Annotated in this window: 10 protein-coding genes and 1 tRNA gene; 9 read left to right on the top strand and 2 right to left on the bottom strand. The window is 37.1% G+C overall.

The features are described from left to right. Nucleotides 1-30 precede the first annotated feature (30 nt). Complete coding sequence (locus O3598_RS05075; RefSeq protein WP_371452030.1) at nucleotides 31-7494, top strand: two-partner secretion domain-containing protein; 7464 nt, start codon at nucleotides 31-33, stop codon at nucleotides 7492-7494. Nucleotides 7495-7871: 377 nt separating this feature from the next. Here O3598_RS05075 and O3598_RS05070 read toward each other — a convergent pair whose 3' ends face one another. Together O3598_RS05070 and O3598_RS05065 are read right to left on the bottom strand one after the other, a co-directional pair. Then, nucleotides 7872-8111 (bottom strand): transposase, encoded by a 240-nt coding sequence (locus tag O3598_RS05070; protein WP_371452093.1) that lies wholly within the window; start codon nucleotides 8109-8111, stop codon nucleotides 7872-7874. Continuing rightward, entirely contained in the window at nucleotides 8098-8337 is a 240-nt protein-coding gene (locus O3598_RS05065) for a transposase (protein ID WP_316580475.1), read from the bottom strand. Before O3598_RS05065 ends, O3598_RS05070 begins: the two co-directional genes overlap by 14 nt. Nucleotides 8338-8475: 138 nt before the next feature. On the opposite strand from O3598_RS05065, the gene O3598_RS05060 reads away from it, so the two are divergent. The 8 genes from O3598_RS05060 (at nucleotide 8476) to O3598_RS05025 (ending at nucleotide 14166) form a co-directional block, all read left to right on the top strand. After that, entirely contained in the window at nucleotides 8476-9030 is a 555-nt protein-coding gene (locus O3598_RS05060) for a hypothetical protein (RefSeq protein ID WP_316580474.1), read from the top strand. Between the two features lie 138 nt (nucleotides 9031-9168). After that, nucleotides 9169-9666 (top strand): preQ(1) synthase, encoded by a 498-nt coding sequence (gene queF, locus O3598_RS05055; protein WP_038124640.1) that lies wholly within the window; start codon nucleotides 9169-9171, stop codon nucleotides 9664-9666. Nucleotide 9667: 1 nt separating this feature from the next. Beyond that, nucleotides 9668-10471, top strand: a complete 804-nt coding sequence (locus O3598_RS05050; protein WP_119982464.1) for a hypothetical protein — start codon at nucleotides 9668-9670, stop codon at nucleotides 10469-10471. 228 nt (nucleotides 10472-10699) lie between these two features. Continuing rightward, nucleotides 10700-11311 carry a serine O-acetyltransferase EpsC gene (epsC, locus tag O3598_RS05045; protein ID WP_005381969.1) on the top strand — a complete coding sequence of 204 codons (612 nt, stop codon included), beginning with the start codon at nucleotides 10700-10702 and terminating at the stop codon, nucleotides 11309-11311. Nucleotides 11312-11560: 249 nt separating this feature from the next. Next, on the top strand, nucleotides 11561-11995 hold the full coding sequence (locus O3598_RS05040; RefSeq protein WP_371452026.1) for a Dps family protein: 435 nt from the start codon (nucleotides 11561-11563) through the stop codon (nucleotides 11993-11995). 50 nt (nucleotides 11996-12045) lie between these two features. Next, a tRNA-Ser gene (locus O3598_RS05035) sits at nucleotides 12046-12136 on the top strand. A 134-nt stretch (nucleotides 12137-12270) separates the two neighbouring features. Then, entirely contained in the window at nucleotides 12271-12888 is a 618-nt protein-coding gene (locus O3598_RS05030) for a hypothetical protein (protein ID WP_316599166.1), read from the top strand. An 18-nt stretch (nucleotides 12889-12906) separates the two neighbouring features. After that, on the top strand, nucleotides 12907-14166 hold the full coding sequence (locus O3598_RS05025; protein WP_005375529.1) for an Nramp family divalent metal transporter: 1260 nt from the start codon (nucleotides 12907-12909) through the stop codon (nucleotides 14164-14166). Nucleotides 14167-14246 lie beyond the last annotated feature (80 nt).

Here is a 14246-nt window from a genome sequence, read left to right as displayed (position 1 = left end):
GAGTTTTTGTATATATAGTTGGAGAGTTGTATGTGTAAAACAAATCAAGAACGACGTACGCTGGGACGAAAGATATTGTCTTGGCTCACTTTTGGCGTAGTAGTAGCATCTCAATCGATGGTGTTGGCAGCTCCTATTATGCCTGATAATAATGCAGTGATTACGGAACGACCATTAGTTCAGGAAACAGCTAATCACATTCCATTGGTTAATATTACGGCACCTACTAATGGTGGCATCTCTATGAATAAGTATGACCAATTTAATGTTGAGAAACAGGGTGCTGTTCTAAATAACTCATATGTAACGAGTAAAACAGAACTTGCTGGTTATGTGCAAGGCAATAGTAACCTGGTGAATGGTACTGCAAAGGTTATCGTAAACCAAGTTACATCAGATGCACCAACATCTATGAATGGTTATTTAGAAGTGGCGGGACAAAAAGCCTCCGTTGTGGTGGCTAACCCTAATGGCATTACCGTTAATGGAGGGGGTTTCCTTAATACAGATCATGCTGTGTTAACTACAGGTAAACCAGAATTAGATGATGCTGGAAATTTACAACATTACCGTGTAGAACAAGGAAATGTTTCTATTGAAGATAAAGGCCTTGATGGGAAACGTGCAGATTCTGTGTCTATCTTGGCACGAACTATTGATGTAAATGCAGGTGTTTGGGCAAACAAACTTAATACTCGTACAGGACAAAATCACATTGATGCTAACAACTTAAAGGCTACAGCTTTAGAGGCTTCAACTGTGGAAACAAAACCAACGATTGGTTTGGATGTGGCGGCAGTAGGTGGGATGTACGCGAATCATATTACTATGGTTGGCACTGAAGCTGGTGTAGGTGTTAATCTTAATGGTGTAGTGGCAGGCACTCAGTCTGTTTCAGTAGATGCTAATGGTCATCTATCTGTTAATGGTACACTTCAATCTGATACAAGTCTCGTGGCTAAAGCAAACTCTATACAGAATACAAAAATAATTGCCTCTGGTGGAGAGTTAGCATTAGAAACAAAAGAACTAACAAATACAGGGCATATTACATCTGTTAATAATGGACATATTCAGGTAGAAGAATCCTTAACTAACAAAAATACAATTGCAGCTGGTGCTAACACGCAAGGCGCTGTTACAAGTAAGGGTTCCTTGTCTGTTGTGGCAGGTACCGTTCGTAATACTGATGCAGTGATTGTATCTGGTGGTACTACGACAATTAACAGTAAAGACCTACATAATACAGAGAATGGTCGTATTTATGGTGGAAAAGTAGCGATACAAACGAAGGTACTCGAAAACCGTAAGAATGTAGCGTTAGAATCCAAATTAGATGCGGCTATGGCAGATATGAAAGCAGCAGAAGATAAGCTTGAAGCAGCCTATGCTGTAGATACTACAGCTTTTACATCAAAAACTGAACAAGATAACTATTTGAACCGAATCAAAGAACTATCTAAAGTATATGATGAAAAACTAAAAGCTGTTAAGTTAGTACAAGAGGAATTATCTGCTCATAAAGGGAGTACTATTGCAGGTCGAGAAGATGTAACTATTGAAGCGGACTCTATTTTGAATAGAGAAAAATCTCTTATATATAGTGGTGGCACTATGACGTTAGATGGCCACGATACTTTGCACAATATCGGTGGTACTATTGATGGAATGGGTAATGGTGTTATTCGAAGCAAAGACTATCAAAATAAGAACTCTTCTTTTACAGCAAAACGTGTTAGTCCTGAAATTGAAAAAGGTCTTTCTGGTACAAGTAATGACACTATGCTTACAGCACAAGAAGATCAAATCTTGATTACAGACAAAGATCATAGCGAGCGAGGTCAAACCTTTAAAAAGTCTGAATTTAGTTCATTAAACAGTGGCTATGGTGCCTATCATAGTCATAGTAGTAAGGCACCAATGCCTATATACGAGGCTGCAGAATATGTTACTGTAGAACAGATTACACCAGAAGAGCAAGCGGCTGGTGAAGCGCCCATTCCAGCAGAATATATTGGTACACAAGTACCATCATATGCCTATAATGACCCTATTTTTAATGAGTTTGGCATTACATCTATGACGACAGAGCGCCCTCAAATAGCAGGTCCTGAACAAGAGGCGTGGGATGCACAGTTTAAGCCTATTTTGGCATCATTAAATGATAAAATCAAAGCGCATAATGAAAAGGCTAAACTATATAACCAACAGATTTCTGGTGTGGCTAATGAAAAAATAGACGATTATACTATAATTCGAACTAAGACTATGACTTCTCATGAAGAAGTAAAAAATAGTACACCAGGTGTAGTACGCTTTGGTGGAGATATGTCATTCACCGGAACTGGTACTAATGAAAATAGTCAAATGGTTGTAGGTGGTACGTTAGCTACTACTGGAGCAATTAATCAAGTTGCAAAGGAAAATCAAGAAGTAACAAATACTTTTGGGACTACTGAAGCAACCTATAGATATAAGCGTAAATTTCCTCATAAATCTTGGCGTCGAGGTTATAAGGGTCAAGTGTTTATGACACCACAAGTGAATAAAGAAAACCCAATAGCACTTGGGGTTGCTAAGAAAGAAGATAAAAATGGTAAGGCTAAAGGTGAGGTTGGTGCTAATCACCGTAAAGAGGTACAAGATTTCTTAAATCCATTTGCACAAGATAGCAGTAATGATACATCTAAACCAACAGCAGAAACTAATATTTTGGCATTGCCTACAGAATCTTTGTATAGAATACATCCTGAAAGCACTGCTAACTATGTAGTTGAAACAGATCCGCAATTTACGAATAAAAAAGCCTTTTTATCATCCGATTATATGTATAAAGAGATGAAGACAAAGCCTGAGAATATTGAAAAACGACTAGGCGATGGCTTGTATGAGCAGACCTTAGTTAGAAATCAGATTGTCTCTGGTACAGGGTATAGATTCCTTGATGGGTATACAGATGATGAAAGTCAATTTAAAGCTTTAATGGATGCTGGTATTGTATACGCTAAACAACATGGTATTGCTCCAGGTGTAGCACTGACGGCAGAACAAGCAGCTAGTCTCACTAGTGATATGGTCTGGCTTGTAAAAGATGTTGTTATGGTAGAGGGTAAGCCTGTTGAGGTAATCTATCCTAAAGTATATCTTAAACAAAGCAATGGTTTGCAGCTACATACTGATGGAACCTTAATGAGTGCTAATACATTAGTTATGAATGCAAAGGATAGTATCCGTAATGAAGGTGTGATTCAAGGTAAAACAGTCATTCTTGCATCTAATCAAGATATTATTAATAGCGGTCATATTAATGCAGACAAAGTTGGTTTGCAATCGGATACAACTATTTACCAACAAGGGCAAATTGTTGGCCGTGATGCTGTAGAATTACAAGCAAAAAAGGATATTACCTTTAACAACTCTATTGCGCATTTAACAAACCAAGATGTTTTACATAAAACAGCTGGTATTGCTGTAACTGGCGATACAGGCGTTATGATTGTATCTGCTGGCAATGATGTAAACTTAGGTGGTGCGACTATCGAAGCATTAGGTAAAGAAGGCGCTATCACTATTACCGCTGGACATGATATTAATAGCACTACAGATACTCTTACTGCTAAAAAAGATATGACTCAAGATGGGGATAATTATTTACGAACCTATCGTCAAACTGAACTAGGAACGACAGTAGAGGCTGGTGGCAATGTATCTATTGGCGCCAAAAATGATATCAAGGCTCGTAATCTGACTGTTAGTAGTGATTCCGGTGCTGTAAAAGTGATCGGTGAACATGACGTATCCATTGAAAATGGATATAGTGAATCTAAGGATGCCTTTGCGTTATCCTATAAAGAAAAAGGGTTTCTTAATAAGAAAGCAACTAAAATTAAGACTAATGATGAATCTAAACATGCGTTAATGAGTACCGTTAGTGGTCATACTGTTGTGGTGGGTGCTAATAATGATGTGACACTTACATCCTCTAATGTGGTGAGTACTGCAGGAACATCTGTATTAGCAGGTCATGATGTAAGAACTGATGCAGCAGCAGAGCATACGCTAAGTACCGCCTCTAAAGATGTAAAAAAATCTGGTATTATGGGTGCTGGTATGGGGATCATGATTGGTAAAAAACAATCTAAAGATAACTATTATATCGATGAAACTACTCATAAAGCCACTACTTTAGGATCTACTAATGGTGAGGTTACTGTACAAGCTGGTGATACAGTTCATTTGACTACCACAAATGCGGTTGGCAAAAATGGTGTTATCATTGTCGGACAAGATATACTATTAGATGGTAAAGATGACGTATATAAACAAGAGGAACGTCATGAACGCAAATCCTCTGGTTTAACAGTAAGTTTAGGTGGCAGTGTTGTTGAGAAATTAGATAGTGCTGTCAAAAAACAACATAGTGCATCTAATAGAAAAAATAATCATTTTAAATCATTAGAAGGCAAACAATCGAGAGATAGGTTGCTTTCTGCCCTTGGTGAAGCCAAACAAATTGTTGATAGAAGTTATAATGGTCAGATGAGGACCATTGAATCGCAATTGGAGCGCGTTAATACTGATATAGTTAATACCCCGGAAACTGATACGACTAAATTAGCTGAGCTTAAAGCTAAACAAGATGTTTTGTTGAAAAAACGAAGCCTTTTAGAAGAGAATAAGGACAATATAAATAAAGCTACTGATAGAGCCATTGATAGAGCTATTAATGTACAAATAGGTATTGGATCTAGTAAAAGTGTAGCTGAGTCGAAGTTAGAACGCCATACGTACTCTGGTGGGACTATTGACTCTGACGGAACTGTTTTGATTCATGCTAATAGTGCAGATTCAATTAAAGGTAATATTACTGCAATTGGTGAACAAATCAAAGGGGAGAATGTACAATTAGATGCGTCCAATGTTATTAATCTAGAGGCAGGTTCTAATACGCAACGTATTGAAACAAATAGTAAGTCTAGCGGTTGGAATATTTCTGCTAATATTGGTATGAGAACTGGCGGGCTCGTAGGCTGGTCGGCGTCAGCTTATAAAGGGACAGAAAATGGTATAGAAGATAGTACTACTCATACTGGTACACATGTTGTAGGTTCTAACAACGTATCTATTACAAGTGGAAATGATACGAACCTTATCGGAACTACTATTTCTGGGAAAAGTGTAACGGCGAATGTAGGTAATAATCTGACTGTAGAGAGCTTGCAAGACAGTCAGATCTATCATGAAATATCTAAGAACAAGGGGATATCTATCTCTGGTGCAAACTTTATATCTCAACCTACGATTAATGGTGTTAATGTAAAAGGTAATATTGATAGTACTTATAAGAGTGTTACAGAACAATCTGGTATTCATGCTGGTAGTGATGGTGTAAATATTGTTGTTGGCGATACGACAACATTAAAAGGAGCCACTATAACTAGTAAGGCTACACCTGAAAAAAATAAGATATCTACTAAATCTCTAGTTATGGAAGATATTCATAATGAAGCTTCGTATAAGGCTAAAAAGTCTGGGATAGCTATGAACACATCTGGATTGACAGCAAAGGGTGTTCTCGGTAAAATCAACCCATTGGGACTATCTCCGGTAGTTTCTATTCCCGTATCAGATGAAGCCCAATCTACAACAAAATCTGCTATTAGTAATAATATATTGGTAGAAGTAGAGCGTAAACCACTTACTGCTATTAACAGAGATACTGAACATGCACTCAATAGTATTAAACCTATATTTGATAAGGCTGATGTAAAAGAACGTATGGAATATGTCAATGCTGTATCTGATGAAGGCTTTAAGTTAATTGGCGATTTAGCATTTGCTCAAAAGACAAAATACGAATTAAAAGCACAATCAGAAACTGATGCTGCTATGAAAGCTAGGTATGAGAAAGAAGCTAAGAATTGGAGTGAGGGTGGTGTATATAAAGTTGCCTTACATGGTGCTTTTGGTGCATTTGTTTCTAATTTGTCCGGTGGGAATTCTTTAAATGGATTAGCAATTGGTGCAGGGAATGAATACTTAAATAAAGTATTAGATAAGCATAGAGATGGAAATTTACATAAGTGGTTCAGTACAGTTGTTGGAAAATCATTAGGGAGCACAGAAAGTGGGATTGCTTTATCTGCGACCACAAATAATTGGTTAACGCATGGAGATCAGTTGAATTTTTCAATAGATTTTATGTTTTCTAAATCAAGCCAAGACATTTTGATAAAAAAACTTGCTTACTATGATAGTCTGATGGAATTTGAACATGCTTATAATGGATTCTACAAAACTAGTAATTATTTATCATCAGAGGTTTATGAATCTTTACGTCAAAGTGATCCAGATGTATTAACTTCAGGGCGGCAAACAGCTTTTTCAGATGTTATGTATAATATTCTGCAAAAGTATATTTATAGTCAGGGTGATGCTGTTATAGCTGAATTTGAAGATCAAAAAGCTGTGCAAAGTGATAAAATATTAAGAGATAAAGCAGATGTGATTTTTCTAGAGTCTAGAAATAATCGGGCAGCCTCATCTGATTGGCGAAATGATTTAGATAATATTCATATGGAAAAACATAGTGGTAGTGATGGCTATTACTCTAAGCAATATGAAAAAAACAAACCTAAAGTTTATGCAAATGAAGGAGATAGATTTGCTGATGAGGGAGCACATGTTATTACTATTGGCGGGCAGAATTATGCGATAGTTGGTAAAGATAATATAGAATTTCACTATACGACTCATCCAGCTCAATATACAGAAAAGGAGTTCGGCAATGCCTTGGCTGATCAAATGGTCCCTGTATACCCTCCTAATCCACCCTATATGACTACAAGATATGTTCTTTATGGTGGTAAAGCTTATTATACTGATCGTGAAGCGACCGTAGCTGTTGCAAATACTAATTTAGCTTCGATTGGTGAAGACTATGCATTTGGTCACAGTGGGGAGGTAATCCATGGTAAGCTTACAGGTCGATTTAAGGAAGTAAATAAAGGCCCAGGCCTTGATGGGAAGGTCCCACTCACAGACTTAAAGTCGGGAGTTATATTTGATGGAGGAAAAACTATTATAGCTGGGCAAGAAAATTTATGGCATTATAAAAATGGTCTAATTTCTTCTGAAGTAAATAATAATGTTGGTGTAATACAGGTTAAAGGGCTTGCAGTAGTTAACCCTGAAAACCCTGGGATAGGAGCAGGAGGGAAGTTAGCGGTAGTTGAACTTGAGTCTGTTAATAAATTAGGAAATGATAATTTTTATTTAGAGGGAACTATTCGAGGCGGTATTGGGGGGGCCGGAAAGGTTATGTATTCAACCAAAAGCGATAAAAAGGACGAGGTTAAACCTACAATAGTTGGAGCTATTTCTCAAAAGGGTCTTTATGTTGAAGGGGAAATTTCAATAGGTGGGAAAATTTTTGAAGAGGCTGATGAAAATAAAAAGAAACGATTTTATTTTCCTAATACTACTATTCAATAAAGTGTATCCTATTTTGAAGGTGTAAATTAATGTATAGTAAATTTTTTATCTACAGAGTTATTATATGTACTATTCCAATTATTCTTATGGATATAGCTCTTATCAGCTCAATGATAACTGGTGGATACGAAGGAAATCTAAAAGCAACAATACTAGCGGTGATAGCGTTGCACATAGTTTTATATATGTTAAGTCGTAAACAAGTAGAGTTATTAATGCAAGCATTTAAGAAAAATGGGTTTAAAGAGATTAATAATCTATTTAATATGAAATATGTTTTTCTAATCGTATTTTTTATGATATTAATAGCTATAAAACTTATGAGGTATTAGAAAATTAGGTAGTATCAATAATTTTGTGTAAATGTCATTTTATTTTCAATCACCCAATATATTTTGTAACTGGCTAAATGCTACACCAAATCCACGATGTATTTTACCAAAGTATTTAGTATTATACTCACTTGCAAATGTGCATACAAAACTATCTAATGACTCAATTGAGAGAAATTGTTCTTTATGGCTTATTCGTCTTTTTATGTGTTTATTCCATTCTTCAATTAGATTATTAGAATATATTGACGGTCTAATGGATTCAGGAAAGTCAAAAAAGTGGATAAATCAGTATGTCGGATAATGTATTCTTAATCTTAGGGTATTTAGACGACCACGTTCCTAAAAAGTTATACAAAGCTGCTTCAGCTAATAGTGTTGTATTGGCAGTATAAACCAACTTTAATTGTGCCAATACTGGCGCTATATCATGTTTTCTAGTTAGCATACGTACCATACGAGTTATATGTACCCCCTTTACTGGACAACCAGTAAAGGGGGTACATATCATAGTGATGGCTATTATTCTAAGTAATATATTCTATATGGTGGTAAAGCTTATTTTACAGACAGGCCTCCTACTAAAACTATAGCAGGTACGGACCTTGAAACGATAGGAGAAGTATATGTATTTCAAAGAGTTGATAATGTGATTGAGGGAAAACTAGATGCTATAATAGAATCTGGGAATATAAATTTTTTAGAAGAAGTAAAATTTAGTCTCCTTGAATTTGAAGAAAAAGCTAGAGCTGGAAATGATATGCTAGCCTTAGAAGAAATTAGAATCAAGGGAGAAGTAGGAATGTCTTCTAACAATAAAAATTTTTTTAAAGCTATATATATGTTTGTTGTTCTTTTTTTATTGGATGTGGCTCTTGTATACTCACTAGTTCAGTTAGGAAATGGTTCGTATCGTAAGATAGATGCTATAGTCTGTTTTGGGGCTATTAATGCGGTATTTATATATCTAAATTTTGGGGAAATAAAAGTCATTTATAGATATATAAAGGAAGGACGGTTTGGGGAAGGTATAAAAAAGGCTATACGTTTATTGAAATATAGTAAAACAAGTTATTTTACCCGTATATCAAGTATAATTATAGGCATTTGTTTTATTGGTTGGGGCATACAAGTTGAAAGTGGTATATTGATAAAACTAATCGCGTTTACTATTGGTGGTATTAATCTTTGGAGATCAATATAATCATTATTTTAGAACATCTTAAACAATTAATTACGTATATAGAAGCGTAAATATAATGAGGTTGAACCCCCTATGATATAATTAAGTATCGCATGAATTGCTCCATATATTATATTATTTTATAGAAAGAGGTTCCTTATGGCATCCGGCAGATCTGAAAAAGAGTTACAAGGCGTAACGATGTTAGGTCACAAGACCGATTATCCTACTGATTATGCACCACAGGTGTTAGAGGCGTTTGATAACAAACACCCTGATAACGATTATTTCGTTAAGTTTAATTGTCCTGAGTTCACTAGCTTGTGCCCTATGACAGGGCAACCAGACTTTGCGACCATCTATATTTCTTATGTGCCAGATAAGAAAATGGTTGAGTCCAAATCTTTGAAATTATATCTATTTAGTTTCCGCAATCACGGGGACTTTCATGAGGACTGCATTAATATTATCATGAAGGATTTGATTAAGTTGATGGATCCTAAATACATCGAAGTATGGGGCAAGTTTACGCCGCGCGGTGGTTTGTCCATCGATCCATACGCAAACTATGGCAAGCCTGGTACAGACTGGGAAAAGACGGCAAAAGAGCGCCTTCATTTCCACGATATGCAACCTGAACGCGTAGCGTACCGTTAAGATGAATTACGAATTTATAGCTGTCATCTCGGCAATCATATTTTGCTTTGTGTTTGGCCTATTATTGTCATTGCATCCCACAGCGCTCGTTGTTGGTAATCATAGTTCCCTACATACATACAGCCGATGGACACGGTGGAGTGCTTACGTATCGTTGATACTATTAGTATTGCGAATCGACATTACTGTAACAGACAGTATGGTGCCGTCTAGCTGGATGTTTAGTGAATGGTTTCAGCTTGTCACCATTATTATATTTGCTCTCGTCCTACTACAAACCCTGGGATTCGTAGATTTTACACATGGGGAACGAAATGTACAGTTTCACTATTGGCAAGTTGAGCAGGGTTACAGTTTAAACTCTTGGATGGAACGATATTTACAACAGCATCCTGGTCAAGTAGCAGGGGCGTTGGTAAATTATTGTTATGTCTTATGGATGACATGGCGTTCTATGTGGCCTGCCATATTGATGTTATTCTGGTATAAACTATGGGCTGTTGAAGTGAATGGCTTGCTTTCACCGATTATATCTAGAAAAGAGCATATGCCAGATGTGGTTTCTTATTTGATATTAGATCCACATATTGTAACGTATACCTTGGCTGGTTTCTTATGGGGTCATATTGTATTGCATGAACGAAAGAACATCATCTTATATGGCAATAGCAGGGCTTTCCAGTTTGTGCTCTCTAGGCTTATAGTTATCGTGGGCAGTCTTTTATGGATAGGAATTGCCGTTGCCATTGTGACTGTGCCTGTTACGTGGGATTCGATAATTAACACACTTAGTAAGATACGATAAACTCAGTTATTTCCTATAAACTGCGGACTTTAAAGACCCTCAAAATTCTTGACAGATATATTCCTAGGTGTTAGAGTAGGAATATATTTATAGAGTGTACAAATGATTATACCCAGTGTATAGTTTGGTAATTATTAAAACCGTGACTTACGCCCTTGGGAGTATCCAAGGGCGTTATATTTTTGATAGACACACTGTTCGTGTAATGAACGTAGATATGGAGTACTTATGATGCAAGGTTTGCGCGAGTTATGGGGCAAAATTCAATATAATATTAAACGCGTCATGGATTCTGACCCGGCGGCTACTAATGTGTGGATGGTTATATGGACGTATCCTCATATTACAGCTTTGTTCTGGCATTTCTTTGCACATCGTCTCTATAAAGCGGGATGGCCTACATTGGCACGCCGTATAGCACTTCATTCTCGTCATGTAACAGGTATTGAAATTCATCCGGGAGCTACCATTGGTCGAGGCTTATTTATTGACCATGGTATGGGTGTTGTTATCGGTGAAACTGCCGTCGTCGGAGATAATGTGACATTGTTCCACCAAGTAACATTGGGCGGTATGTCCTCTAAGAAAACAAAGCGCCATCCCACCATTGAAGATGATGTACTCATTGGTACAGGTACAAAAATTTTAGGGGATATTACGATTGGGGCGCGCACTAAAATCGGTTGTAATCTAGTTATAAAACACGATATTCCGAAAGATATGGTTATCTTTGAAACAGATCCAGAAAATATGTATGTTCGGAAGCCTAGACGAAAGAATAAAAATGGCGCATCTAATGATAGTCCATATCCTGAAAACTACATAGAATACTATATATAATATAGACTGGCTTAGACCTCTTGCTGTTAGATGCATATCTGATGGTAAGAGGTTTTTTGTTTCATAAAAAATTCATTGAAAAAAATCGATAAAGTTATTGACAAGGAAAATCATTATTGTTAATATGATTATGTAATAAATACTGATTATAAATTACAGAAATAAATAACAGGCATAAACGCTGACTGGATTTGTCCTGATGTTAGGACAAATTGTAATTGAGAATTAAATGAAAAAGGAGTAATTATTATGAAAAACGTACAACAAGTAAATCAATATTTAGCAGATTTTTCCGTATGGAATGTAAAATTACACAACCTTCATTTTAATGTAACTGGTCCACAATTCAAATCTATCCATGAATACTTAGAATCCATTTATGATGAAGCCTTTGAATACTTTGATGCAGTCGCTGAACATGTAAAAATGCAAGGTGAATTTCCATTGGTAAATTCTGTTGAATATGCTAAATTAGCAAAAATCGGTGAGCTAGGTCAAGAAGATGTTCCTCAACATAAAGTTATTGAAATTTTACTTCACGACTTCAAATATATGAAGGATCAAGCTGCTGCTATCCGTGAAGCTGCTGGTGAGGAAGATAATTTCTTGCTTTCCAACATGATGGAAGACCATATTGAATATTATGTAAAACAAATTTGGTTCATTGAATCTATGTTGAAATAATTCAATTGACAACGCCTTACTGGGTATGATATGATTACCCAGTAAAGCATGGAGGATTACTCAAGAGGCTGAAGAGGACGGTTTGCTAAATCGTTAGGGCGGGTTACCGTCGCTAGGGTTCGAATCCCTAATCCTCCGCCATGCTGAGACCTCACATCGTCTGATGTGAGGTCTTTTTTATTAACCATACAGTGTAAGGAATAGGGATAGAGTTGACGTATTCATATCTGATTGCTTATAATGAATTGTATAAAATTTAATTTAAGGAGACTTTTATGAATACACAATATATACGTCGTTTATCGATGATTCGTCGCGTCCTTAGTATTGGAACCCTTTGTTTGGTGGCATCCTTTGGTGTGGCCCATGCAGAAGACTTTACAATTCCTAGTGCCCGTCCTGTGGTAGATGGTATGAGTACTGATGATGTTAAAGTCGTATCTGCTGCACATCCTGGTAGCGCTAACCTTATTACACCAAATGATTGGACATACAAAGCGTTAAAGACACTGGTAAAACATGGGGCCATTACAGATACACACGGATTTACATTCGATGATAGCACTAGCTATACAAAGGATGAGTTGATGCCGTTACTTGATGAAGTTGTGGAAAAACGGGAACAAATGAACGACAATGATCGTCAATTTGCGTTGCGTATCTACCAAGAAAACATGCGTGATGTCATGGATTATCGCATTGAACGAGATAAGAAAATCACCAAAGAACGGACCTTAACAGATGAACAAATTAAGGAAAAAATGAAGAAATTCAAAATTGATGACTCTCGTGTAAAGACTAACGGTGATGTTCGTATTCGCTATACAGGTTCCAAGAATGGAAAATCTAAAGCAGATGCGCGTGTACAAACAGAAATGACGTTCACTCTATAATCCCTGTAAGGGAACAACATGATTAATTTTCTTAAAAATAAGTTGTTTACCGTCCATCAGAATGGCAAACAACATGTTAGTGAAGTATTTAAGTATATCGGACCCGGTATTATAGTAACCGTCGGATTTATTGATCCTGGCAACTGGGCTGCCAACTTAGCAGCAGGTGCTAGCTATGGTTATGAATTGCTATGGGTTGTAACACTATCTACGCTTATGCTCATCTTATTGCAGCATAATGTGGCCCATTTGGGGATTGTGCGGGGGCAATGCCTAGCAGAATGTGCTTATGAATTCTTACCGAAATGGTTATCTCGTACGGTGCTTAGTACGGCAGGGATTGCGGCCGTAGCAACGGCGCTGGCGGAGTTTATTGGTGCTGCTATTGCATTAAAGATGCTCTTTGGTATCCCTCTCGTTATCGGTAGCGTGTTGACGGCTATCGTATGTACAATTATGCTCATTACAAACTCCTATAGTAAATTAGAACGTATCATAGCCGGGTTTGTATCCCTTATCGCATTGGCCTACCTTGTGGAGGTCAATATGGTCGATGTCAATTGGGCTGCAGCGGGTATTGGCTGGGTCAATCCGAGCATACCTAATGAATCGATGCTCGTTATCTTGAGCATTTTAGGGGCTGTTGTTATGCCTCATAATTTGTTTTTGCACTCCGAGGTCATCCAAAGTCGTCAGTTTAATCGACAAGATAAGGAGATTATGCATCGCCAGTTGCGATATGAATTCGTAGATACATTATTATCTATGGGCATTGGTTGGATGATTAACTCCGCCATGATTATACTAGCGGCGGCCGTATTTTTTAGTCATGGCATTGCTGTTACCGAATTAGAACAGGCTGAGGAATTATTGAGACCTTTAATTGGACCTGCTGCAGGTACTATCTTTGCATTGGCCTTGCTGTTTGCCGGCCTTGCATCATCGGCGACAGCTGGTATGGCTGGGGCGAGCATATTTGCCGGCATGTTTGGCGAGTCCTATGATATGAAGGACTTTCATAGTCGTTTAGGATTGGGGTTAACATATATTCCTGCACTATTATTGATCCTGTTTATTACGGATTCCTTTCAAGCCTTGCTCGTTTCACAAATGTTCTTGAGTTTACAGTTGCCGATTACCATATTCTTGCAATTATATATGACGAGTAGTCGTCGTGTTATGGGCGCTTATACGAACCGCCGATTTACGGGGATTATTCTTTGGGGCATTGGTATTATCGTAACATTGATGAATATTTACTTATTAGTTATAGGCTAATATATACCGCTTGTTTTTGTGAAAGCTTTCACAGAAATAGGCGGTATTTTATTTTGTTTAGAACCAGAACCAAATAGATT

The organism is Veillonella atypica (assembly GCF_041431435.1).
GTDB classification, from domain to species: Bacteria; Bacillota; Negativicutes; order Veillonellales; family Veillonellaceae; genus Veillonella; species Veillonella atypica.
The sequence above is the reverse complement of the archived record's forward strand: the minus strand, read 5'-3'. Positions and strand labels throughout refer to the sequence as shown.

Excerpts from the sequence above, each read along its gene's own strand:
- O3598_RS05075 (WP_371452030.1), top strand. The coding sequence starts at position 31 with ATGTGTAAAACAAATCAAGAACGACGTACGCTGGGACGAAAGATATTG.
- O3598_RS05065 (WP_316580475.1), bottom strand. The coding sequence starts at position 8,337 with ATGATATGTACCCCCTTTACTGGTTGTCCAGTAAAGGGGGTACATATA.
- queF (WP_038124640.1), top strand. The coding sequence starts at position 9,169 with ATGGCATCCGGCAGATCTGAAAAAGAGTTACAAGGCGTAACGATGTTA.
- O3598_RS05050 (WP_119982464.1), top strand. The coding sequence starts at position 9,668 with ATGAATTACGAATTTATAGCTGTCATCTCGGCAATCATATTTTGCTTT.
- epsC (WP_005381969.1), top strand. The coding sequence starts at position 10,700 with ATGATGCAAGGTTTGCGCGAGTTATGGGGCAAAATTCAATATAATATT.
- O3598_RS05040 (WP_371452026.1), top strand. The coding sequence starts at position 11,561 with ATGAAAAACGTACAACAAGTAAATCAATATTTAGCAGATTTTTCCGTA.
- O3598_RS05030 (WP_316599166.1), top strand. The coding sequence starts at position 12,271 with ATGAATACACAATATATACGTCGTTTATCGATGATTCGTCGCGTCCTT.
- O3598_RS05025 (WP_005375529.1), top strand. The coding sequence starts at position 12,907 with ATGATTAATTTTCTTAAAAATAAGTTGTTTACCGTCCATCAGAATGGC.